Origin of the sequence: Kangiella sp. TOML190, assembly GCF_023706045.1 — a bacterium.
Taxonomy (GTDB): Bacteria; Pseudomonadota; Gammaproteobacteria; order Enterobacterales; family Kangiellaceae; genus Kangiella.
The window spans coordinates 2109913-2132668 of the sequence record NZ_BQYL01000001.1; the positions used below are offsets into that span (position 1 = coordinate 2109913).

A 22756-nucleotide genomic window follows, 5' to 3' on the forward strand; every position below is an offset into this window, starting at 1 on the left:
AAAGACTTATCGCTTATTCGGTTACTTGCTCTTGCAATAATTCTGCCACTTGATGCTGGATCTTTTGTGGCACTTGTCGCTCCACTTCCAGAATAGCTTTTTCAATCGCCGCCAGCGTAGCCTTTTGATCGGCAGAACCGTGGCTCTTGATCACAATTTCGCGTAATCCTAACAGACTTGCACCATTATAGTGGTCGGGGTTGATACGCTTTTTAAAGGCATTTAACACCGGCTTTACCATTAAAGCCGCAAGCTTATTACGCCAGCTGGAGGTAAACTCCGCCTTTAACTGATCATACAGGAATCGCGTAATGCCTTCACTGGCTTTAAGGACATTGTTACCGGTAAAACCATCACACACAATCACATCGATATCGCCATTAAAAATCTGATTGGCTTCGATATAGCCTTGGTAGTTTAGATCCTTTTGTTGCTGCAAAAGTTCAGCGGCTAATTTTATGCTGTCTCGTCCTTTAATCGCCTCTTCGCCAATATTAAGCAGCGCTACTTTAGGTTGGCGCTTGGCTTTACCAGCTTCCGAGCTAATCGCTTGCGCCAATACCGAGCCCATCGCGGCATAAGTGGCTAACTGTTCGGCGCTCGCTTCTATATTTGCGCCTAAATCCAGCATATGGGTCTCGCCGCCTTTGCGGTTAGGCAGTTCTACCACAATCGCGGGACGCTCAACGCCAGGTAAAGTGCCGATGAGCAAAGTTGCTAAAGCCATCAAAGCACCGGTATTACCAGCACTAACAAAGGCTTGTGCCTTGCCGGCTTTGACTAATTCCAAGGCTTTTCTCATAGACGAATTAGGTTTTGAGCGGATAGCACGAGACGGCTTTTCGTCCATCGCGATAACTTCTTCTGCATGTAGAAGCTGTATACGATCGCTAAGACCAGGAACTTTGGTTAAATACGGGGTGATTTGTGCTTCTTGACCAACAAGGTAGAGATGTAACTCAGAATGAGCTTGCAGTGCTTGAATTGCCGCAGGAACAATAACAGAGGGGCCGAAATCGCCCCCCATGCAATCAATCGCTAACGTTTTATTGTTAGCCATTGCATTTTTTTCGACTTTAGTCTGACTGAATGATGAATTCATGCAGTCGAGTATAATAAATCAGTATCTTAGATACCAATCTTATTAAACTACTTTACGACCTTTGTAGAAACCGTCTTTAGTTACGTGATGACGCTTGTGAACTTCACCAGTTTCTTTTTCTACTGATAAAGTTTCAGCAGTTAATGAATCGTGTGAACGACGTTGACCACGACGTGAACGGGTTACTTTACTCTTTTGAACAGCCATTTCTGTCTCCTAATACCAATATCTAAATTCTTTAAAGCTTTAAATCTTTTAAAGCAGCAAAAGGGTTTTCCTTTGCTGCCTCTTCATCTGTTAATTCCGGTAGCTCACCAATCTCGTAAGCTGCCAATTCTTCACACTCACCGTATAGAGGTATCAGTGGAAGCGATAAAATCAGCTCGTCTTCGACCGCTGACTTTATATCTAAACCGTTTTCGTCGGCTAATACCGGCTCACCATCATCGGGCATCTGCTTCATTTGCTCCTCGTTGTAACAAGGATACAAAATCGCCTCATGCTCCATCCGGTGCATAAAAGGCTCGGTACAGCCGTGGCAAACTAACTCGACTTCGCCTTTAACTTCTAACTGGAGCATTTTAAGCCCAGTTTCAGGGTGCTTTAAGCCATTGACTTTACAAGCAATTTCGCCTTTGTCCGAATGTAACTCCTGACACAGCCGGTCGAAATATGCAGTCGCGAAGTTCCCATCAATAAGTTTGCCTAGCTCGGCAAATTTAAAGGGATCAATCCGCTCTGGAAAGCTACGAGTTGCCATAGGCGCGCAATCATACCCATATCTTGTGCTTGAGTCAAAAGAAAAACCAAGAAAAACCGAGGTTTTACGCTATTTTTCAAGGGTTAGCGACTGATTACTGACAGTATGGTCATTGCCAGCGACTATCCCAAGCCTGGCAGCCTCCGCCAGATCTATGCGTTATTAAAGATTGTGACTAAAAGAAATAGCTTTAAGTGCTTCGCTAAGGCTCGCAATGACTGCTAGAATTAAAATAATAATGTCCACCCAAAACTAATGAAAACAATGAGTTACTCAGTCATCCTTGCCTCTTCCTCAAAATATCGTAAAGAACTACTAAGCCGTATCTTAGAGGATTTTACCTGCATTTCGCCCAATATTGACGAAACGCCCTTCCCTGACGAAGAACCTATTGAACATGTCGCGCGTTTAGCTGAGCAAAAAGCCTTAGCGGTAGCCGTTAAAGAGCCTAACGCCATTGTGATCGGCTCCGATCAGATCTGCGTACTTGATGGCCAAATCCTTGGCAAACCCGGCAACCAAGAAAATACCATTAAGCAGCTCACCGCTTGTTCCGGCAAAAGCGTCTATTTTTATACTTCACTTTGTGTCACCAAAGGGGTTGATGAGCCCAGTAATATTACGGTTGTTACGACCAAAGTAACCTTTAGAGATTTAGCCCAAACGCAAATTAAAAGCTATATTAAGCGGGAAAACCCCATTGATTGCGCTGGCTCTTTTAAATGTGAAGGACTGGGTATTGCCCTATTTGAAGCGATTGAATCCAAAGATCCAACCGCGCTGATTGGTTTGCCTTTGATTGAAGTCGCCAAGCAACTCGATAAATTTGAAATCAATATTTTATAGTCACTCTTTTGGTTTTAGAGCAGAAAGGTACAGCACCACAAGTTGGCCAAAGGGCACTAACCACATCAGCTGCCACCAAGGACTTTGCTGAATATCGTTTAACCGCCTAGTACCAACAGCAACAAATGGAACTAAAGCAACGATAGCCACTAGTTGGTAGGCTTTGTTATGAACAAGTGTTGCAAGCGCCGCGATAACTAAGGCAAACGCAAAAAACCACCAGTATTCATAGCGACTGGCGGTTCCTGAAAAATCGCTGAACTTCATACAGCCATTCTTGATCGCTTCTAAGGGCGAAAGCGGCTTTTCTTCTTGCGGTTTAACAATAATATCTTCGGCTGGAATTTCAAACACTGAAGCTAAGGCTCTAACTGTTTCAACCGAACCTTTGCCAGTGTTTTCCCCCTTTGAATGGTTCTTAAATTAATTCCGCACGCATCTGCCAGCTGATCTTGCGACCATTGTTTAGCTTTTCTTAATGCTTTTACTTTGCTTGAATCTAAATTCACAATGCTTCCTGTCTCGCTACAATTTGTGAGTTTATCATAGTCCAAGTCATTGCCATTGCGTTACGACAGTTGCGCGGAACAAATACGACAGTTGTTTTATTTACATAACGCATTCAACGACTTACCCTAGGTTTTTAGCTCGTGATTCAAGCTAAAAAGTCGGTACTTTTTAGTCCATCCAAACAAGCTTTAAAGTACCCATCTCCAAATAAATTATAGTGATTCAAATAGTGATACAGATTATATATCTGCTTTTTCTGAGAGTAAGCTTTAGTTCGCGGATACACCGAGTCGTAGCCATGATAAAACTCAGTCGAAAAAACGCCAAACATTTCAGTCATGGCAAGATCCACTTCCCTATCGCCATAGTAAAGTGCAGGGTCAATTAGCCAAACATTTTCTTTATCGAAAAGCACATTGCCAGACCAGAGATCGCCATGTACTACACCGGGATGCGCGCAATGTTGATTCAAGAAATTGATAAGCGATAATTTCTGCTTTAATAAGATTTTAGAAAACTCATCACGAACGTTAAGATCCTTAATAAAACTGACTTGAACAATTAAGCGCTGCTCAAAGAAAAACTCGCCCCAATTATTGGTCATGATATTTCTCTGTGGGTTGAGCCCAATATAGTTATCCGTATCCAAGCCATAATCTTGATAAGAAACTTGATGCAGACGAGCAAGCGATTGACCCAAAAGTCGCATCTGCTCGCTGCTTGCAGCTCGCGACTCAATTTTTTGTAACACTAGCTGCTGTTCGGAGACTTCTAGCACCCTTGGGATTTTAATTTGGCAAGCATCCAAATCTTTTACGGCGCTATCTAATACCGCGAGGGCTTCAGCTTCTTTTAGCAAAGCATCAGAAAAAGCGCCGGTATTTTCTTTGATAAAGACTTGCATGGGTTAAATTTTTAATATTTTTGTATATCTTTCAAGCAGTTATAAATCGTCAGGAAAAAGATTGCGAGAACTGAAATATATGGTAAATTTGCTACTTCTTTGACTGCCATTGTACATACTTTATACAGGCAAAATACACCTTAGCTGGATCAGTTCCTATGAAAATTGGCATTTTATCACGCAATAAAAACCTCTATTCAACGAGTCGTTTGGTCGAAGCTGCAGAAGCTCGTGGCCATGAAGCGCATGTGATTGACGTTTTAAAGTGCTATATGAACGTAACCTCAAATCGTCCGACGGTTCATACTAAGGTTAAGGGTGAAGATTCCATTTTGAATTTCGATGCAGTGATCCCACGCATTGGCGCCTCAATAACCGCTTACGGTACGGCAGTTTTACGCCAATTTGAAGTGGCTGGCGTTTATTCGGTTAACGAATCGATAGCCATCACCCGCTCGCGCGATAAATTGCGCGCACACCAACTTTTGGCACGCAAAGGGGTTGGTATGCCAATCACCTCTTACGCCCACTCCGCCGATGCGACCAAAGAGTTGATAAAATCCGTGGGGGGCGCGCCGCTTATAGTAAAAATAATCGAGTCGACCCATGGCGACGGCGTGGTCTTAGCGGAAACTAATAAAGCTGCCGAGGCGTTGATTAACGCTTTTCGTAGCTTGAATGCAGACTTTTTAGTGCAAGAATTTATTAAAGAAGCCAGTGGTTCGGATATTCGCTGCTTTGTGGTGGGTGATCGAGTGATCGCTGCCATGCAAAGAACCGCCGCCGAAGGTGAATACCGTTCCAATTTGCATCGTGGCGGCCAAGCTCAAGTGATAAAGCTCAAACCCGAAGAACGCGCCCTTGCAGTGCGTGCCGCCAAGGTTATGGGCCTAGACGTTGCTGGGGTGGATATTTTACGCTCAGCGCATGGACCTTTAGTGATAGAAGTCAATTCCTCACCTGGCTTAGAAGGGATTGAGAAATCCACTGGCAAGGATGTGGCAGACGCAATTATTAAATACATCGAAAAAGATTCGCTTAAAGGCCCCAACAAACCCAAAGGTAAGGGCTAAGAGTTAAGAGCTAAATTAATGTTAAAGCGTTTTACTGAGGATAGATAAGTGTGATTACTGTTGGCTGGCATGAAAAAGGCTCTCTACCCTTACTGGGCATTCGTCGATTGCCCATTAAAATCGATACTGGCGCAAAAACCTCAAGTTTACACGCTACCGATATCGAGGTGTTTAACAAGGCTGATATTCCTTGGGTGCGCTTTAAAACCGTTAGCCCTCTTGGAGAAGCCATCACGGTTGAGTCAGAGCTATTTGATAAACGAGAAGTCAAAAGCTCCAATGGCCAGATCCAAGCGCGTTACGTGATAAAGACGCTGCTGGAGATGGGCGGCGAACAGTGGTCTATTCAATTGACCCTAGCTAACCGTAAAAGAATGCGCTTTAAAATGCTATTAGGTCGACGTGCTATGAAGCATATACGGGTATTACCGACAAAAGCAGACTTGCTATCTAGTTAATACCTGCTCAGGTAGGCAATGTTCCCGTAAAAAGCCTCCTAGAAAACGTAAATATATACCGCCAAGAAGTGGCAAACTGCGCCGCCTAAGACAAAAATATGCCAAATAGCATGGTTATAAGGAATTTTACCGTCGGCAGCGTAGAAAATAGTACCTAAGGTGTAACTCAGACCACCGGCTAGCAATAACCATAGGCCGCCAGTCGGAACCTTTTCAATCATCTCAAAAATCGCTACCACCACAATCCAGCCCATTAAAATATAGGCAATTAAAGAGGCTTTCGGAAAACGGTGCTTGAATTTAAGCTTAAAAATAATACCTGCAAAGGCCAGCCCCCAGATCACCCCAAACAATGACCAGCCCCAAGCGCCATTCAGACTAATCAATAAAAATGGTGTATAAGTGCCGGCGATCAATAAATAAATCGCGCAATGATCAAGGGTTTTAAATACTTTCTTAACTTTGGGCGATTGAAAAGAATGATACAGAGTTGAAGAGGTGAATAAAATAATAAGGCTCAACCCATACACAATCGCCGAAGCCAGTTTCCAACCATCGTCGGCTATCATGATCATCATGGTCATGGCGGCAACGCCAAGCAAAGCACCCAAACCGTGACTAATGGAGTTGGCAACTTCTTCACCATGGCTGTATTGGTAGTCATCTTGATGAATATCGAAAGAATCGCTCGCTAGATTTTGGGTCAAATTGTCAGCCATGAAAAACTCGTTTAGGTTTAGTTAGTAGGTAAGGTTTGTTGTAAAACACCTATAAAATTCAGTCCGGATATCTTAGCAATTTCCGAATACGAATACCCTCTTTTTATCAGCTCTTGGGTAATCAGCGGCATACCGGTAACGTCTACAGGGCTCGTGATAGAGCCATCTAAATCCAGTCCAAAAGCAACATAATCCACCCCCACCAGCTTAACGATATGATCAATGGTATCGATCATCTCTTTGATCTCGTAGCCGCAGGTTGCCCCTTCGAAAATCGCCACCGCCATGACGCCACCCGTTTTGGCAATGGCGCGAATATGCCGGTCGCTCAAGTTTCGCGGTGAATCGCAAACAGCTTTTACTCCGGTATGAGAAACCACCAGAGGCTTAGTGCTAATTTTTAAAATATCGTTTATCGCTTGTTGCGAAGTATGGGCAATATCAATTAAAGCCCCCTTTTCTTGCGCTAACTTGACTAATTTAATGCCATCTGCCGATAGGCCGCCCTGTTTTACGCCATGCGCCGAACCTGAAAAATGGTTATCAAAAAAGTGCGCCATCCCAATCATGCGAATCCCAGCTTGATACAACGGCGTAAAGTTATTTAAGTCGGCTTCTAAAGCATGAGCACCTTCAATTCCTAGCATCCCGGCACGAATAGTATGATCTTTTTGTCGATCGCTAAGCCATTGCGCTAGACTTTTTTGATCCTTGATTAGTCTTAGTTGATCATTATGCTTGGTTAAATTCTGCAGACGCTTAGCTTGATACAAAGCTCGCTGCTTTGGGCTATTCCAAGTTTTGATTGGCCAATGCTGCGCCATCACCAAAGGTATTAAACGATCGGTATCGCCGGAATTTTTTTGGAAATTTTGCCCTTGCGGCGATTTGGTAACCAGCCCAAAAACCTGCAAGGATAAGTTGGCCTTTTGCATTCTGGGCAAATCGAAGTGGCCTTGTTGCCACTCTTGCCTTAAGTCGCGAGCCCATAGCAAAGGATCGGCATGTAAATCCGCGATCAATAAACGTTGATGCAATTTTGCGCTAGCCGAATCCACTTGATAAGGCGCTGGCTGACGTACCTGATTATGTTGGCTTTCAATGTAGCGCGCAAAGTATGGCGAAAAAATCGCAACCAGAAACACAAGCGCCAGCAACAGCCATAACAGTTTTTTTATCATTATTAAAATTGAAGTTACATTATCTGCGAGTGATTAAGCAGTGAGTGATTAAATCGCAATTGCCAACTCATAGCCTTGGCGAATGGCGCGCTTTGCATCTAATTCCGCGGCCAAATCCGCGCCGCCTATCAGGTGAGTCTTGATACCTTTTTCTTCAAGTCCTGATTGCAGCTCTCTAAGCGACAACTGACCAGCGCAGAGAATTACATTATCTGCCTCGATTAAACGCTCTTGCCCAGTGCTATTATCTTCAATTAACAAACCTTGATCGTTAATTTCTTTGTACTGAACTCCCGTCACCATTTGCACACTTTTATGTTTTAAACTCGCACGGTGGATCCAACCAGTGGTTTTTCCTAAACCCTTACCCATTTTGCTTTCTTTACGCTGAAGCATGGTCACATGACGTTTCGGCGGATCGATTTCTTTTTGCGTTAACAAACCACCAGGTAAATTATACAGGGCATCAATCCCCCACTCTTTCAACCACTCTTGCACATCAAGAGTTGGCGATTCGCCTTCGTAAACTAGATATTCAGACACATCAAAACCAATACCCCCAGCACCAATCACCGCAACTTTTTCACCAACTGGCTTTTTGTGTAGTAAAACATCAATGTAGTTCAAGACTTTTTCATGTTCAACGCCAGGAATATTTGGAGTTCTCGGGGTTACTCCTGTTGCTAAAATCACCTCGTCGAATTCAGCCAAATTGTCATGATTTGCTTCTGTTTCCAGATGAAGCTTAACCTCGGATAGCTCCAATTGACGTGTGAAATAATTAACTGCCTCAAAAAATTCTTCTTTGCCAGGGATCTGTTTCGCGATATTTAACTGACCGCCAATCTGCGCGGCTTTATCAAACAGATGAACCTCATGACCGCGCTTATCAGCTTCTAAAGCAAAGGATAAACCGGCAGGGCCTGCTCCAACCACCGCAAGTTTTTTCTTGTCAGTTTCATTCTTTACAGGAATCGAAACCAACTCAGTTTCGTAGCAAGCACGCGGATTTAACAAACACGAAGCGCGTTCCCCTTTGAAAACGTGATCCAAACAAGCCTGATTACAAGCAATACAAACATTGATTTCGTCAGCTCGGTTTTGTTCGGCTTTAACTACAAACTCGGGATCGGATAATAAAGGCCGCGCCATCGATACCATATCCGCACAATCGTCTTGCAAAATTTGTTCCGCTACTTCCGGCGTGTTAATCCGGTTAGAAGTCACCAAAGGTAGCGAAACCTCATTACGCAGTTTTTTAGTTACCCAGGTAAAAGCGCCTCGCGGTACCGAAGTGGCAATGGTCGGCACTCGCGCTTCATGCCAGCCAATGCCGGTATTGATAATGGTTGCGCCAGCTTGTTCAACTTCCTTAGCCAACTGCACCACTTCTTGCCAACTAGAGCCGTTTTCCACCAAGTCAATCATCGATAAGCGGTAAATGATAATAAACTCATTGCCAACAGCAGCTTTAACCGCCTTGATGATTTCCAGTGGAAAGCGCATTCGGTTTTGATAAGAACCGCCCCATTCATCCGTTCTTTGATTGGTTCTCTTAACGATAAATTGGTTAATCAAATAGCCTTCGGAACCCATGATTTCCACTCCATCGTAACCTGCTTTTTGCGCTAACTTGGCGCATTTTGCAAACTGGGCAATGGTTTTCTTAATACCGCGCTTGCTTAAAGCTTTAGGAGTGAATGGCGTGATCGGCGCTTTTAATTTTGAGGCTGAAACCGAGAATGGATGATAGGCATAGCGTCCAGCATGCAAAATCTGCATGGCAATCTTGCCACCTTCTTTATGTACCGCATCAGTAACGATTTTGTGGTGTTTTACCTGCCAACCAAAACTCAGTTGCGAAGCAAAAGGCGATAAGCGGCCGCGAAAATTTGGTGAAATGCCGCCAGTAACCATCAAAGCGACGCCACCTCTAGCTCTTTCGGCGTAAAAAGCCGCCATTTTTTCATAACCACCCTTTTCTTCTTCAAGGCCAGTATGCATGGAGCCCATCAAGACCCTATTCTTCAGTGTGGTGAAGCCTAAATCCAGTGGTGCTAAGAGTTTTTGGTAATTCATGGAAGGTAACTGATTCTTTGCTATAGCCGATTATTCACCCGAGTTTACTGGTATAACCAGTGGCTCGCAAGCGGAATCCCGACTTTTGCAAGTGAGGAAGCTTAGACGATGAAATATTTGATTACAAAATGCATGGGTTTTGTGGCTTTAGGAAATGAAGTATTAACATTCCTATGGTTTAATATAGGCGTATTTTGGATTGGTCTGATTAACAATCACCAATCTATAAGTTTTTAATAAATGAAAAGAAGGATACCATTGTGGCTCAACCCAGTTCTTTTATCGGTAAATTTTTCTATCGAATTTGGAAAACCGTCGACGTTGCTGGCCGTTTATTGATCGGTCTGATTGCAATTACTTTGCTTATATTTATGGTTCGCGGATGCGTTTCTGGCCCGGAACTACCAAAATATGACAAGGGTGCTGCCCTAGTGTTAGCGCCTAAAGGCATCTTGCAAGAGCAACTTACCTACACCGATCCGATCCAAGAGATCATAAACGAGGCGCAAGGTAGCCAAATTATCGAAACCAAAGTTGCTGATCTAGTTGATGCTATCAACTACGCCAAAGACGACGATAAAATTCAAGTGTTATTCCTAGCTACCAATGGCTTACAAGGTGCCTATGGCGGTATTTCTAAATACCAAGATGTTCGCAAGGCTTTGGCCGACTTCAAAACCAGCGGTAAAAAGATTATCGCCAGTGCCGACAACTATTCGCAGTCTCAGTATTATCTGGCTTCGATGGCGGATGAAATTTATATGAACCCACAAGGCATGATGATGCTTGAGGGAATGGGTCGCTATCGAACTTACTACAAAAGCTTGATTGATAATATCGGCGTTAAGATCAACCTATTCCGCGTTGGTACCTTTAAGTCAGCGATGGAACCTTACTTCCGCGACTCTATGTCAGATGCTGCTAAAGAAGCTAATATCGAATGGTTAGGCGATCTTTGGTCGGCGATGAAAAGTGAGATCGCTCAATCGCGCGGCATGCAAGAAGCGAAGCTAGATAATTACATCGAAAACTTCCCTCAACTATTAAAAGATCTTAATGGTGACACCGGTAAATTAGCGCTCGAGCATGGCTTTGTGGACAAGCTTATGAGCCGTGGCGATTTACGTCAGTATATGATCGAATTAGTAGGCATGAATGAAAAGAAAACTTCGTTCAAGCAAATTCATTTCCACAGTTATTTAAAAGCCAAACGACCTCTGGTTGAGCTTCCTTCAACAGCTGAGAATCAAGTTGCGGTGATCGTAGCTAAAGGCGGTATCGAAGATGGAATCCGCAAAGAAGGCACCATTGGTGGCGACAGCACTGCAAAACTTATTCGTAAGGCTCGAATGAACGATAAAGTAAAAGCCATTGTTTTGCGCGTTGATAGCCCTGGCGGCAGCGCTTTTGCTTCAGAAGTCATTCGTGCTGAACTTGAGCGAGCGCAGAACGAAGGTAAAGTTGTGGTAGCTTCTATGGGCGGCTATGCCGCATCAGGTGGCTACTGGATCTCAGCAACTGCTGATGAAATTTGGGCACAACCAACCACTATTACCGGTTCTATTGGTATTTTTGGGATGATCCCAACCTTCCAACAGCCAGCCAACAAAATTGGTATTTTCAGCGATGGTGTGGGAACTACTAAATTTGCAAATGCAATTGATCCTTTAACCGATATTAAGCCAGAAGTAGGCGAAGTGATTCAAGAGATCATCAACAACGGTTATGACGAATTTTTATCACTAGTAGCCCGCGGTCGTGACATGACCGTAGAAGAAGTGAATCAAATTGCTCAAGGCCGTGTTTGGTCAGGCATTGATGCTAAGCGTTTAGGTTTAGTCGATGAGCTTGGCGATCTTAACGATGCTATTAAAGGCGCAGCCAAGTTAGCGAATATTGATAGTTATGATACTGTTTTTATCAAGCGCGAATTATCTGAAAAAGAAGTCTTAATGAAACAATTTTTAGATAGTGCTGAAATTAGCAGCTCACTGCAAGCATTAGGTAACAACCAAAACAGTAATCCAGTGCTACAAGCACTAACGCAAGAAGTGAAACAAATCATTGACGGTTTTAGCGGCTTTAACGATCCTAATCATGCTTACATCCACTGTATGTGTGAGATCGACTAGTAACACTAGGGTTTTACCAAGAGGCGGCTTTAAGTCGCCTTTTTTAATGCTTGGTTATTGCCTCTTTATTGGCTTTGTAAATCTGCGCATTACCGCTATACTTTCACCAGTTATTAAATTTCAACAACTTTAATTTAGCGATCAACTTCATGGCAACTAAAAAAGTTTATATTGCATATACTGGCGGCACTATCGGCATGATGCCTAGCGAGAAAGGTTTTGTGCCGCAAGAAGGTTTTCTGGAAAAAACGTTGGCCAGCTTTCCAGAATTTGCCCATGACCAAATGCCGCAAATTACCATCCACGACTATGCCGAGCCGATCGACTCTGCCAATATGTCGCCACAAGATTGGCATTTGATTGCTAAAGATATTGAAAAAAATTACAACGACTATGATGGCTTTGTAGTACTACACGGTACCGATACCATGGCCTACACCGCTTCGGCACTATCCTTTATGCTAGAGGGCTTGCAAAAACCCGTAATCATCACCGGCTCGCAAATTCCCTTAACCCAACTGCGAACTGATGCCCGCGATAATATTATTAATGCTATTTATTTAGCGGCGCATTACCCGATCCCTGAAGTTTGTTTGTTTTTTCATGATCACCTGCATCGTGGCAATCGCTGCACTAAAACCGATGCCGATGGTTTTGCTGCCTTTAGCTCGCCAAATGTGCCACCCATTGCCAGTATCGGCAGTAAAATTAAAGTGCGAAAACATTTGATTTTTAAACAGCACCGAGCCGAGTTAAATGTACAACAATTTAGCGCTCCTAAGATTGCTATATTGACATTATTTCCAGGAATTTCTGCCGAGTTTGTAGAGGACTTTTTAGCTCAAGCCAATCTCGACGGCGTGGTTTTACAAAGCTATGGAATGGGCAATGCTCCTATCAATAATAAACCGCTGATCAAAGCCATTAAGAAGGCATGCGATAAAGGTATGGTTATTGTCAATTGCACTCAGTGCATGCAGGGCTGCGTGCAAATGGAAACTTATGAAACGGGCAAGGTTTTACTCGATGCGGGTGTAATTTCAGGCTTTGATATGACCACTGAAGCCGCTCTGGCAAAGCTCTATTACCTGTTTAGTCGTGATCTAGCAGTTGATCTCATTCGTGAAAAAATGGTTACCAGTCTTCGCGGCGAATTAACACCTTAACGCCCATCGCGCAAAATCTTTCCTTCTAATCTTTAGTAGATTAAAACTCATCTGATCTACTAGCAAAAGATATCACTTGAATATCCACAGTTTCAGGATTAATGTAACTAGTAGGGTTTATTTTTCTAGTTTACTTGACGCTAGTTTAAATTATAGATTGGAATAAGGTTGATGAAAGATTAAGGGAGCTCGATCATGGTTAATATTAGCAAGCCACTTCTAACCATACTATTGCTTGTAATCGTAAACAGTCCTGTGCAAGGCTCTGAGTCCTCCAGCTCTGAATCTTCAACAAGCTCTAAACCTTCAAGCTCCGAAGCTAACACTTCTCAAACGAATACTTCTAAGATTAATAGGCAAAAGTCTAAAGCCAATGCCACCGACGATCCGCACCATGATGATGACCACGAACCCGATCAGGAGCATACGGTTTCGACGATAGACATCGACCAACAAAATGATGCCCCTTTTTGGCAACAAGCATCACTGATAGTCAGCCCACGTCTCTACTACCTTAACCGTGGTCGCGACAGCTCTAGAGATAGCGAAGCCTTGGCTTTTGGTGGTTCAGTCGCCTTTCGTTCAGGCTGGGTCGCGGATCACTTGCAAATCGGAGTAACGGGCTATACCTCACAAAAAGTCTATGCGCCCTCAGGTAAAGATGGCACAGACTTATTACAGCCAGGTCAAGAAAGCTATTCGGTGATAGGCGAACTGCAAGCCACTATTCGCTTTTACGAAAATATTGGTATGCGCATCGGTAGGCAACGCTTTGAATTACCTTATTTAGGCAGTAGCGATTCGCGCATGGTCCCAAGGATTTATCAAGCAATCGCGGTCGGCGATACCTCAACTGCGGTGGATGGCTTAGCTTGGATCGCGGGTTATGTTGAAAAAGTTAAATACAAAACCGAAGATAAATTTATCGATATTTCCGAAGCTATCGGCATAGAAGAGTCAGAAACTGGCCTTAGTATGCTGGGGGTAAAATATGACAAATTTAGAGACTGGGAAATATCCGTTATTGACCTATTTAACAAGGATGCTTTCAATACTTTTTTCATTAAAGCTGAAAAAAAATATCAACTAGGACCGAACTTTGATATCAGCACTGACTTTCAATTTACCCAGCAAAACGATGTTGGAAAATCCTATATTGGTGATTTCGATACCCACCTATTTGCCGCAAAAGTTCAGTTACATCACAATAATACCCGTTATCGAGCGGCCTTTAGTACCACCGCCGATGAACAAGGGATCCAAAAACCCTACGGTAGTTCCACCAATTATTTGTCAGTAATCATAGAAGATTTTGATCGTGCGGGAGAAAATGCTTTTTTACTTGGCGTGAGTCATAATTTTGGCCAAATTGGTCCTGGTAGATTGAGTACTTTTGCAAACATCGTTAAAGGCAACACTCCCGATTCTGGCCCGCAGGCCAGCCCCGATCAAACCGAATATAACCTCACCTTTGACTACCGATTAAATACTGGCAAATGGGATCGGTTGTCTTTTCGAACTCGCTTAGCCTACTTGAATCAAGAAGATGGTCTTGGCGGCAATGATCTGTTCGACTTTCGGTTTATCGTCAATTATAGCTTCGAACTACTCGATTAGGTTTAGCGATTACAGTGCCAATGTCCTGCGTGTTTCCAACACTTTTTACGCTTTGCTGGCTTTTTTACCACGATAATATTGGTATGCTGATGCTGCGCATCTAGATGAGCGGCGGTATGTACCACCGCTTTGGCAGTCGAATGAGTATGATGTCCGTGATGATAGTGACAGCCACTAATTGCTAGCGCCAGAACACTAATAACAGCTAATTTCATTAATAACTCCATAGTTCGTAATTCACAATGCGTAGTAACGCTATCTCTACTAACGAACTGGGAAGTTTTAGGTTTACAGCCTGCTATAAAAATTCTGCTAAATACTGATATTTAGGGGTTAACTCGCCTTTATAGGTAATTACTGCTTCTTTTAGATCCTCTGGCAAGCCGCACTCTTCGAAGGATTTGGATAAATCCATCGCCATAATCTGCGGCGCATAGGTTTTCAGCGCCGCTGAGAAATCATTCGAAGCATCAATGGGCAATTCACAAGGCAAATTGTCAATCGACATCACGGTAATGCCATCCCATGAAATGCCATCTTTTGAACTATCAGTATCAACATTATAGGTGAACGCCGGATTATCAATATCCGAAGCCTTAGTGGTGCACTCTAAGCTACCGTTGATATCACAAGAGATATCGCCAACCACTAATGGCAACTTATCTTTGTGCGCAATCATGCGCGCCTTATCCAAATGCTTAGGGTATTTTTCTTCCCAATACGGCGTTTGCAGCAAAATATTAAATTGCCCCAAGACTCGATCAAAAGAGCTTTCGTAAGCTTCGATGCCCTTTTCTACAAAGTCGTTCATATCAAACTCTCGATAAGAGCCTGCACCATCTTTACGCTTATTGATATGACGTGAAGAAAGTACCGCAAAGAAGCTGCCTTTGGGTAAATTACCAGCTAAAAAATCTTCCGCGGAAACTTGTGGCAAGCCTAACCACTGACACACTTCTATTGAGCCTTTACCCACTTTACCAGTTCCCACTACTAAAGCACGGATCGGTTCACCCTGCTGTAAATCGTACTCGCCTAAATTGGCTTTTAATTGCTCGACTGTGCCATAATGATGAGTCATTTTTAAGTGTGACAAAGGCGTTGCTAAGCCTTCTTGTGCTAGCTTTTGTCCTAACACATGAAAACTATCCACCGCGCCAGCAATTCCAGCATAACGACCAAAAGCAATGGTTCTTTGTCCAGTCGCTGGATCAACAATCGGTTCATAATCAAGCAAGGTTGCCTGCTCATCGATAAACTTTTGCAGTAACGGCATATTGTAATCTTGGCCTTTGATGGTATGCGAAAAAGCCAGATGAACCTGTTTATGCTGAATAGAATCTACTGGAGGCTCTTTGATCCCTAAAACAAACTCAGCCTGTTCAGGTTGCGCTGGGTATTTGGCACCAGCTTGTTGATACTCCTCATCTGAAAAAATACGAATCTCACAAGGCTCTAGCTCAATCTCTAAACCCCTTTCGGTCAATGTTTTTACGGCTTCCGGTGTCAGCGGCGCTCGTTTTTCCCATTGATTTTTATGCTCTTTGCGAATAATGGTTTTTAACATGCCAGTTCTCTGCTTAATTTATTGATCTTTGTCGGTTTGCGTCTTGATCTCGATGCTGTCGCCAAGGTTTCGTTTATCATTTGCCGATAGGCCTTGAAACTCGCTGCGGATTTTCTTGCCTGTGACCAGCTGACCTTCCTTTGTGACACTAAAAGGCTCATCGTGGCTATCAGAAAAACGCGCTTTGTATAGCATGATTGCTTGGATACACGACTCTTTTTGCTGCTCAGACAAGGGGTTACCATCAGGCCACTTGCCAGTTGCTACAGCTTCGGAAAAGCGTTCAATCATTTCCGGCGTGAGCGAATCAATAAGTTTGGAATAGTCCACGATCTAGCAACTCCCAATGGCCGTTTTAAGGAGCGCAATTATGCTTGATTTTGCAGCAATATGCCAGTTTACAGCCCAACTAGGTCTGTTATCATTGCTGCTTTAACGCCTAGTTAAGCTTAAATAAAAAGTCGTATGCAACTTAAAATTAAATCATCCCAAGCATGGCTAGCCGCGGTACTGTCCGATTTTGATCGTTTTCTACAAGATCACGCCTCTTGCGAGAAGAAAGCCTCAGGTATGGCCCTATCTTTTATTTCTCACTATCCGGACAAGCCAGAGCTGATTAAGGCGATGATGGATCTGGCGCTTGAAGAGCTGAATCACTTTAAGCAAGTCTACGCCATAATGGAGAAACAAGGTATTGAATTGGCTGCTGATGTTAAAGATCCCTATATCAATCAATTAAAACAATTGATCGGACAAGGTCGCGAGCAATATTTAATTGATCGTTTGCTAGTCGCCGCCATTGTCGAAAGGCGCGGCCATGAGCGCTTTGGGCTGATTGCGCAGGCTTTGCCAGAAGGCAAACTAAAGCGGTTTTATCAAGTCATAACCCGCAGCGAAGCCAAGCACTATGAATTATTTTTAAATCTTGCTCACCAGTACGCTCAGCGAGTCGATGTAACCAGTCGCCTTGAGCAACTACTAATAGCCGAAGCTGCTATTATTGAACAATTGCCAGCGCTGCCTCAATTGCATTAATTTCTTTAATAAACACCACGACTTACCACTCTTTATAACTATTTGCGGACGCTCGGATGTAGATCCTTTTCCAACTCTTGCAGCTTTTCACGAATAACGACGATGTTTGCCAGAATATCCTGTTCCGTCTTTTCGGTTCGTTCCAATACCGCCTTTTGCTGCTTCACTTCATCTAAATTATTGATAACCAAAGCAATAAATAAATTAACTATAATAAAAGTGCCAACCACAATAAAGCTCACATAGTAGAGCCAAGCCCATTGATGATCAGCTAAATCCAAATACATCACTTGAGTCCAGCCTTCCAAGGTCACCACTCGAAACAAGGTTAGTAACGAAGTTCCTAAAGAGCCCCAAAAGTCCGGATTGGTTTGATGAAAGAAATGATAACCCGCAACTCCATAAATGTAGAAAAGCACCGCCATTAGCAAGACGACGTGGATCATCGAAGGAATGGTTTTTAGCAGAGTGCTAACTATCAACCGTAATTCTGGCAAAGCCGAGACCAAGCGAGCAACCCTGAGTAAGCGTAATAAACGCCCAATCATGGCAAATTGACCGGTAAAGGGGATCAGCGAGAACACCACAATGGAAAAATCAAACAGATTCCAACCATCACCAAAATAGCGCTTGAACTGCGGGGCAACGGCGTAAATTTTCAAGGCCGCTTCAACCACAAAAATGCTAAGGATAATTCGATTACCCCACACAATCCATTGCTGTTGCTGCTCACTTAAACCTTTGATTGTTTCTATACCGATCAAAACCGCGCTTATTAAAATAACAGCAATAATAAAGTGTTCGAAAAATTTGCTGTTTACGAACTTGGCAATTTTAGTTTGCATAAATCCAGCTCTAGTAAATTCAGAATAAACTTTTGGCGGTAAACTAACCTATTGACCAGCTTGAGTAAAGCACCTAGCTTGATTTTGCTTAAATCGCGTTATAGTCTAATAATTCCAGTCACTTTAAAAAGGAATTAAGATGTCGAACGATAATCCAAAAAAAGAGAATCAGACCTCAGATAAACAGCCTGAACTCACAGGAAAAGGCGCTTGCACCATGTGCAATACTTGCAAGAGCTATAGAGATGATGGCTCTGGGTTGACTAAGTGCAAATGTGGCGATAAACGAAGATTCCATCTGTAGACCATTAGCAACAAGCTCTATAATCTGCAGTTCGACTTAAGAATTGCGTGCATGTGACCGCCAGAGATGGCGGGAATGTCAGAATTGCAGGAGCAAATTCTGACGAAGGAGTATTCCGCTACGTCTCATCCTCAAGTGCTGTCATCGCTTTGCTCCAACATTTAAATACTACGCATTTGTCGAAACGACTCCCGACAGTCTCTGGTTCGACTCTAAAAATAGCGAGCATAAAAAAACCCGCTAAAGCGGGTTTCTTCAATATGGCGCGCATGGAAGGAGTCGAACCTCCGACCGCCTGGTTCGTAGCCAGGTACTCTATCCAGCTGAGCTACATGCGCGTTGTGGGCGGTATTATGCCACCAGTTTAAAAGAAGTCAATTAACTTTTGAAAAAGATTTTGACTGTTTTTAATGGCGTAAAATACCTTAAACGATTTAAAGAGGTATTGAAAATATTTCGTATTTTACCCTTCCGGGCGACCCTTTGGCTTATCAAAAATTGCTGCTGACAATTTTATCGAATCTAAGGATTTAATACCGTCTTTTTGCATATCGCTCGAATAGCCTTAGCCATTTTCGCGATAATGGCGGTGAAGGAGGGATTCGAACCCTCGATACCGGATTAGGGTATACTCCCTTAGCAGGGGAGCGCCTTCAGCCGCTCGGCCACTTCACCTAAATCGCGAGCGAGATATTACCTTATTCAGAAGATAATGCAATATCTAAATCACGATTTTTTATGACTTTTTCCGAACTACTGAAGATTAATAATTGTACTCGTCGTTAGGGACGAATGCAGGTTGCTCTCCATATTTCTGAGCATTCTTTTCGTGCTGAATTCTCATATAGATTTCTTCACGATGCACCGCCACTTCCTTAGGTGCATTAATACCAATGCGTACTTGATTGCCCTTCACGCCTAGAACTGTCACGGTGATTTCGTCACCGATCATCAAAGTTTCGCCAACACGGCGAGTAAGAATTAACATAAAATTCTCCTAAAAAATTCTCTACTATCTACTACAAAAAAATAATATTTATTCCATTTTCCACAAAAAAAATTATCTACAAATCAAACTGGTTACACCAGTGTCAATAATTTTAACAATTTAATGCAAATATGACTAGAAAATATTGCAATTAAACTAACTTTTCTTTAACCCAGGGCAATACTGAGTCTAAAGCGGCCGGTAAGGCAGCAGCGTCTTTGCCACCAGCTTGCGCCATATCGGGGCGACCACCACCTTTACCACCAACCTGCTGTGCCACCATATTCACTAGTTCGCCAGCTTTGACCTTTGCCGTCAAATCTTTACTGACACCAGCAATAAGACTAACCCTGTCACCCTTTGCTACAGCTAATACTAGAATGGAGCTTCCCAGCTTATTTTTCAACTGATCTTGGATTTCTCTTAGCGATTTTGCCTCAACACCTTCAAGTTTTGAGACCAATATCTTAGTTTCACCCACTAAAACCGCTTGCGATGCTAAGTCGCTACCTTGCGATGAGGCCAATTTCGACTGCAATTGCTCAATGGTCTTTTCCAATTGACGGCTTTTATCCATCAGTTGCGACACTTTATCCGCCGCATGATTCGGATCTGACTTAAGTAAAGCACCAATAGCCTGCAAAGCGGCTTCGCTCGATTGCATCCAAGCCACTGCGCCCTCGCCGGTTACCGCTTCAATTCGGCGCACGCCTGCGGCAATACCCGCTTCGGAAGTGATTTTAAAAGGTCCAATATCGCCAGTTCGCTCTACATGGGTTCCCCCGCACAGCTCAACCGAGAATGGCGACATGCTCAAAACCCGAACCTCATCGCCGTATTTCTCACCAAATAAGGCCATAGCACCCTGCTCTTTGGCGCTGTCCATATCAGTTAATTCGACCTCAACCGGATGATTTTCATAGATTTTTTGATTAACCAAGCTTTCGATCTGATGCAACTCTGCAGCAGTTACCGCCTCAGTATGGGAAAAATCAAAACGCAGCTTGTCCGGCTCCACCAAAGAGCCCTTCTGCTGTACGTGCGAGCCTAACAATTCACGTAAAGCGGCGTGCATTAGGTGGGTTGCCGAATGGTTGCGCATAGTATCTTGGCGTAACTTACCATCGACCTCGGCAGTTAACTCAGCGCCGCTGGAAATAGTACCGGATTGCAAATAACCAATATGCGCAATCGCTTCGCCCAACTTTTGGGTGTCTTCGACAATAAAGTTAGCGCTTTTGTCGAACAAACGACCTTTATCGCCCACTTGTCCGCCTGACTCGGCGTAAAATGGGGTGTTTTTTAAGATCACAATGGCTTTATCGCCATGCAGAATCTCAGTAACTTCTGTATCCTCTTTTAAAAGCTTGGTCACTAGCGAGCTTTGCGTTAAATGGTCATAGCCGGTAAATTCCGACTGCTCATCAATCGATAAACTATCGTTGTAGTCAACGCCAAAATTACTGGCAGCACGCGCTTTTTCGCGCTGCGCCTGCATCGCCTTTTCAAAACCATCCCAATCAATTTCCAATCCTTTTTCTCGCGCAATATCCGCCGTCAAGTCTTTGGGAAAGCCGAAGGTATCGTAAAGTTTAAATACGGTTTCACCAGGGATCACTCTCGAAGAGTCTGCTTGCTCTGACCTTTCGGCAATATCCGTTTCTAAAATCGCCATGCCGCGATCTAACGTCTTTGCAAAAGCCGCTTCTTCTTTGGCTAAAACTTTTACAATAAAATCGTATTGCTCATTAAGCTCTGGATAAGCCTGAGCCATCTCTTGCGCTAATGGCTTTACTAAATCGGCAAAAAACGCTGTTCTTTCCCCTTCAGAGCCAGCACCCAACTGATGACCATGACGAATAGCACGGCGTACAATCCGGCGCAGAACATAGCCGCGCCCTTCATTCGACGGCACGACCCCATCAAGCACCATAAAGGCGCAAGAACGAATATGATCGGCGATCACGCGCAAAGATTTATTATCAAGATCATTAACGCCTAACAAATCCGCGGTCGCTTTAATCAGATTTTGGAAAATATCGATTTCATAGTTGCTATGAACGTTTTGCATAATGGCCGCAATTCGCTCCAAGCCCATCCCCGTATCCACCGACGGTTTTGGTAGCGGCTCCATAGTGCCGTCCTTATGGCGGTTATATTGCATAAAGACCAGATTCCAGATTTCGATAAAACGATCGCCGTCCTCTTCTGGCGTTCCTGGAGGGCCACCCCAAATATGCTCGCCATGATCGTAAAACACCTCAGTACAAGGACCACAAGGACCTGTGTCGCCCATCGCCCAGAAATTGTCAGATGCGTAACGCGCACCTTTATTATCGCCAATACGGCTTATGCGGTTTTCGGGAAAACCTAGCTCCTTCGACCAAATTTCATAGGCTTCTTGATCCTCTTCGTATACCGTGACCCAAAGTTTTTCTTTAGGCAGTTTCAAAACTTCCGTTAAGAACTCCCAGCAATAGTTAATCGCATCTTGTTTAAAGTAGTCACCAAACGAAAAATTGCCTAACATTTCGAAAAAAGTATGGTGGCGCGCGGTATAACCCACGTTTTCAAGGTCGTTGTGCTTTCCACCAGCACGAACACAGCGCTGGGAGCTAGTTGCGCGGCTATAGCTGCGTTTGTCAGTACCTAAGAAGCAATCTTTAAATTGCACCATTCCCGCATTGGTGAACAATAAAGTAGGATCATTGGCTGGTACCAAGGGACTCGAATCCACCACTTGATGGTTTTTTGATTCAAAGTATTTTAAGAAAGCATCACGAATTTGGTTCGTTGTCATACAATTTTGTTGGCTCACACTATCATCCTACTACTTTAACTTTAGTTTCTATCTATTTGATTTTGCTTAAAATGTTATCTGCTCACAAGCCTTCGTCAGGCTCTTGGCTAAATACCCAGTTTATGATGTCGAAGTCAAAACCTCGATATTGTAAAAATCGGCTTTGTTTTGCCTTAAGTTTCAGATCCTTACCTGGCTGCTGATTATATTTCTTTTGCCAGATTTCTAAAGCTATTTGATACCAATCAAGCGCCAATTCTTCATATATTTGGCTGATTTTGGATTCTGCAATGCCCTTTTGCTGCAATTCTTGGCTAATTCGTCTCTTACCATAGCCAGCACCACTGCGCATTCGCACATAGGATTCAGCAAACTTATCATCCGATTGCAGCCCTCGCTCGGCTAATCGATCAAGATATGCTTCAACTTCTTCGCCTTCAAAGCCACGAATTTTCAGCTTATTAATAAGCTCACGCCGGGAATGTTCCCGGCGCGCTAACAAATCCATCGCAATATGCTTGTGATCTCGCGGAGCTTTCTTAAAGGCCATATTTGTGAGAAAACATTTAAAAGAATTATATTTCAAGCAAGATTGTAATTGATCTCATAAGGCTTGGCTAGAAATGTACCATACGCAAAGCCTATTGCTGGCTCTTTGACATAGCTACGC

At 43.4% G+C, this 22756-nt stretch carries 23 protein-coding genes and 2 tRNA genes; 7 read left to right on the plus strand and 18 right to left on the minus strand.

All coding sequences use genetic code 11. From position 1 onward, the window contains the following. Positions 1 to 13: 13 nt before the first annotated feature. The 3 genes from plsX to NFS34_RS10045 all read right to left on the minus strand — a co-directional run bounded on the left by plsX (position 14) and on the right by NFS34_RS10045 (position 1862). Entirely contained in the window at positions 14 to 1060 is a 1047-nt protein-coding gene (gene plsX / locus NFS34_RS10035; protein ID WP_251359907.1) for a phosphate acyltransferase PlsX, read from the minus strand. Positions 1061 to 1144: 84 nt separating this feature from the next. Beyond that, a complete protein-coding gene (gene rpmF, locus NFS34_RS10040; protein ID WP_251359908.1) occupies positions 1145 to 1309 on the minus strand; it encodes a 50S ribosomal protein L32 in 165 nt (54 codons plus the stop codon). Between the two features lie 31 nt (positions 1310 to 1340). Beyond that, a complete protein-coding gene (locus tag NFS34_RS10045; RefSeq protein ID WP_251359909.1) occupies positions 1341 to 1862 on the minus strand; it encodes a YceD family protein in 522 nt (173 codons plus the stop codon). 264 nt (positions 1863 to 2126) lie between these two features. Between NFS34_RS10045 and NFS34_RS10050 the strand changes: the two genes are divergently transcribed. Next, positions 2127 to 2708, plus strand: a complete 582-nt coding sequence (locus tag NFS34_RS10050; RefSeq protein ID WP_251359910.1) for a nucleoside triphosphate pyrophosphatase — start codon at positions 2127 to 2129, stop codon at positions 2706 to 2708. On the opposite strand, the gene NFS34_RS10055 is transcribed toward NFS34_RS10050, so the two are convergent. The 3 genes from NFS34_RS10055 to NFS34_RS10065 form a co-directional block, all read right to left on the minus strand. Next, the gene (locus NFS34_RS10055) at positions 2709 to 3062 is read right to left on the minus strand and encodes a DUF805 domain-containing protein (RefSeq protein ID WP_251359911.1); all 354 of its coding nucleotides are present in this window, start codon (positions 3060 to 3062) and stop codon (positions 2709 to 2711) included. Positions 3063 to 3067: 5 nt separating this feature from the next. Next, positions 3068 to 3217: a helix-turn-helix domain-containing protein gene (locus tag NFS34_RS10060; protein WP_251359912.1), complete on the minus strand. Its 150-nt coding sequence runs from the start codon at positions 3215 to 3217 to the stop codon at positions 3068 to 3070. 146 nt (positions 3218 to 3363) lie between these two features. Next, positions 3364 to 4122, minus strand: a complete 759-nt coding sequence (locus tag NFS34_RS10065) for a fructosamine kinase family protein (protein WP_251359913.1) — start codon at positions 4120 to 4122, stop codon at positions 3364 to 3366. A 158-nt stretch (positions 4123 to 4280) separates the two neighbouring features. Between NFS34_RS10065 and rimK the strand changes: the two genes are divergently transcribed. Both rimK and NFS34_RS10075 read left to right on the plus strand, forming a co-directional pair. Next, the gene (gene rimK / locus NFS34_RS10070) at positions 4281 to 5195 is read left to right on the plus strand and encodes a 30S ribosomal protein S6--L-glutamate ligase (protein ID WP_251359914.1); all 915 of its coding nucleotides are present in this window, start codon (positions 4281 to 4283) and stop codon (positions 5193 to 5195) included. A gap of 44 nt (positions 5196 to 5239) precedes the next feature. Then, the gene (locus tag NFS34_RS10075) at positions 5240 to 5653 is read left to right on the plus strand and encodes an ATP-dependent zinc protease (RefSeq protein WP_376707982.1); all 414 of its coding nucleotides are present in this window, start codon (positions 5240 to 5242) and stop codon (positions 5651 to 5653) included. A gap of 38 nt (positions 5654 to 5691) precedes the next feature. On the opposite strand, the gene NFS34_RS10080 is transcribed toward NFS34_RS10075, so the two are convergent. Genes NFS34_RS10080 through NFS34_RS10090 form a run of 3 tightly spaced genes read right to left on the minus strand, consistent with a single transcriptional unit; the run spans position 5692 to position 9632 of the window. After that, positions 5692 to 6372: a hemolysin III family protein gene (locus NFS34_RS10080; protein ID WP_251359916.1), complete on the minus strand. Its 681-nt coding sequence runs from the start codon at positions 6370 to 6372 to the stop codon at positions 5692 to 5694. Positions 6373 to 6389: 17 nt separating this feature from the next. After that, the gene (locus NFS34_RS10085) at positions 6390 to 7553 is read right to left on the minus strand and encodes a dipeptidase (RefSeq protein ID WP_251359917.1); all 1164 of its coding nucleotides are present in this window, start codon (positions 7551 to 7553) and stop codon (positions 6390 to 6392) included. A 48-nt stretch (positions 7554 to 7601) separates the two neighbouring features. After that, positions 7602 to 9632 (minus strand): FAD-dependent oxidoreductase, encoded by a 2031-nt coding sequence (locus NFS34_RS10090; protein WP_251359918.1) that lies wholly within the window; start codon positions 9630 to 9632, stop codon positions 7602 to 7604. 260 nt (positions 9633 to 9892) lie between these two features. Here NFS34_RS10090 and sppA point away from each other — a divergent pair, with 260 nt between their 5' ends. The 3 genes from sppA to NFS34_RS10105 all read left to right on the plus strand — a co-directional run bounded on the left by sppA (position 9893) and on the right by NFS34_RS10105 (position 14547). After that, on the plus strand, positions 9893 to 11764 hold the full coding sequence (gene sppA, locus NFS34_RS10095; RefSeq protein ID WP_251359919.1) for a signal peptide peptidase SppA: 1872 nt from the start codon (positions 9893 to 9895) through the stop codon (positions 11762 to 11764). A gap of 149 nt (positions 11765 to 11913) precedes the next feature. Further along, positions 11914 to 12930, plus strand: coding sequence for an asparaginase (gene ansA / locus NFS34_RS10100; RefSeq protein WP_251359920.1), 1017 nt, complete (start codon positions 11914 to 11916; stop codon positions 12928 to 12930). Positions 12931 to 13125: 195 nt separating this feature from the next. Further along, on the plus strand, positions 13126 to 14547 hold the full coding sequence (locus tag NFS34_RS10105; RefSeq protein WP_251359921.1) for an OprD family outer membrane porin: 1422 nt from the start codon (positions 13126 to 13128) through the stop codon (positions 14545 to 14547). 2 nt (positions 14548 to 14549) lie between these two features. Here the strand turns inward: NFS34_RS10105 and NFS34_RS10110 are convergent, their stop codons facing one another. The 3 genes from NFS34_RS10110 to NFS34_RS10120 form a co-directional block, all read right to left on the minus strand. Next, entirely contained in the window at positions 14550 to 14762 is a 213-nt protein-coding gene (locus tag NFS34_RS10110; protein WP_251359922.1) for a hypothetical protein, read from the minus strand. Positions 14763 to 14845: 83 nt separating this feature from the next. Continuing rightward, positions 14846 to 16114 carry an alanine dehydrogenase gene (locus NFS34_RS10115; protein ID WP_251359923.1) on the minus strand — a complete coding sequence of 423 codons (1269 nt, stop codon included), beginning with the start codon at positions 16112 to 16114 and terminating at the stop codon, positions 14846 to 14848. Positions 16115 to 16132: 18 nt separating this feature from the next. Then, complete coding sequence (locus NFS34_RS10120; protein ID WP_251359924.1) at positions 16133 to 16444, minus strand: YeaC family protein; 312 nt, start codon at positions 16442 to 16444, stop codon at positions 16133 to 16135. Between the two features lie 135 nt (positions 16445 to 16579). Here NFS34_RS10120 and NFS34_RS10125 point away from each other — a divergent pair, with 135 nt between their 5' ends. Beyond that, positions 16580 to 17149: a tRNA-(ms[2]io[6]A)-hydroxylase gene (locus NFS34_RS10125; RefSeq protein ID WP_251359925.1), complete on the plus strand. Its 570-nt coding sequence runs from the start codon at positions 16580 to 16582 to the stop codon at positions 17147 to 17149. A gap of 38 nt (positions 17150 to 17187) precedes the next feature. Here the strand turns inward: NFS34_RS10125 and NFS34_RS10130 are convergent, their stop codons facing one another. The 6 genes from NFS34_RS10130 to recX all read right to left on the minus strand — a co-directional run bounded on the left by NFS34_RS10130 (position 17188) and on the right by recX (position 22636). Next, entirely contained in the window at positions 17188 to 17994 is an 807-nt protein-coding gene (locus tag NFS34_RS10130) for an ion transporter (protein WP_251359926.1), read from the minus strand. A gap of 565 nt (positions 17995 to 18559) precedes the next feature. Further along, positions 18560 to 18636 (minus strand) — tRNA-Arg (locus tag NFS34_RS10135). A 246-nt stretch (positions 18637 to 18882) separates the two neighbouring features. Beyond that, positions 18883 to 18973: transfer RNA gene (locus tag NFS34_RS10140), tRNA-Ser, on the minus strand. 88 nt (positions 18974 to 19061) lie between these two features. After that, positions 19062 to 19286 carry a carbon storage regulator CsrA gene (gene csrA, locus NFS34_RS10145; protein ID WP_251359927.1) on the minus strand — a complete coding sequence of 75 codons (225 nt, stop codon included), beginning with the start codon at positions 19284 to 19286 and terminating at the stop codon, positions 19062 to 19064. Between the two features lie 151 nt (positions 19287 to 19437). After that, complete coding sequence (gene alaS / locus NFS34_RS10150; RefSeq protein ID WP_251360307.1) at positions 19438 to 22086, minus strand: alanine--tRNA ligase; 2649 nt, start codon at positions 22084 to 22086, stop codon at positions 19438 to 19440. An 82-nt stretch (positions 22087 to 22168) separates the two neighbouring features. Continuing rightward, positions 22169 to 22636, minus strand: coding sequence for a recombination regulator RecX (recX, locus tag NFS34_RS10155; RefSeq protein ID WP_251359928.1), 468 nt, complete (start codon positions 22634 to 22636; stop codon positions 22169 to 22171). Positions 22637 to 22756 lie beyond the last annotated feature (120 nt).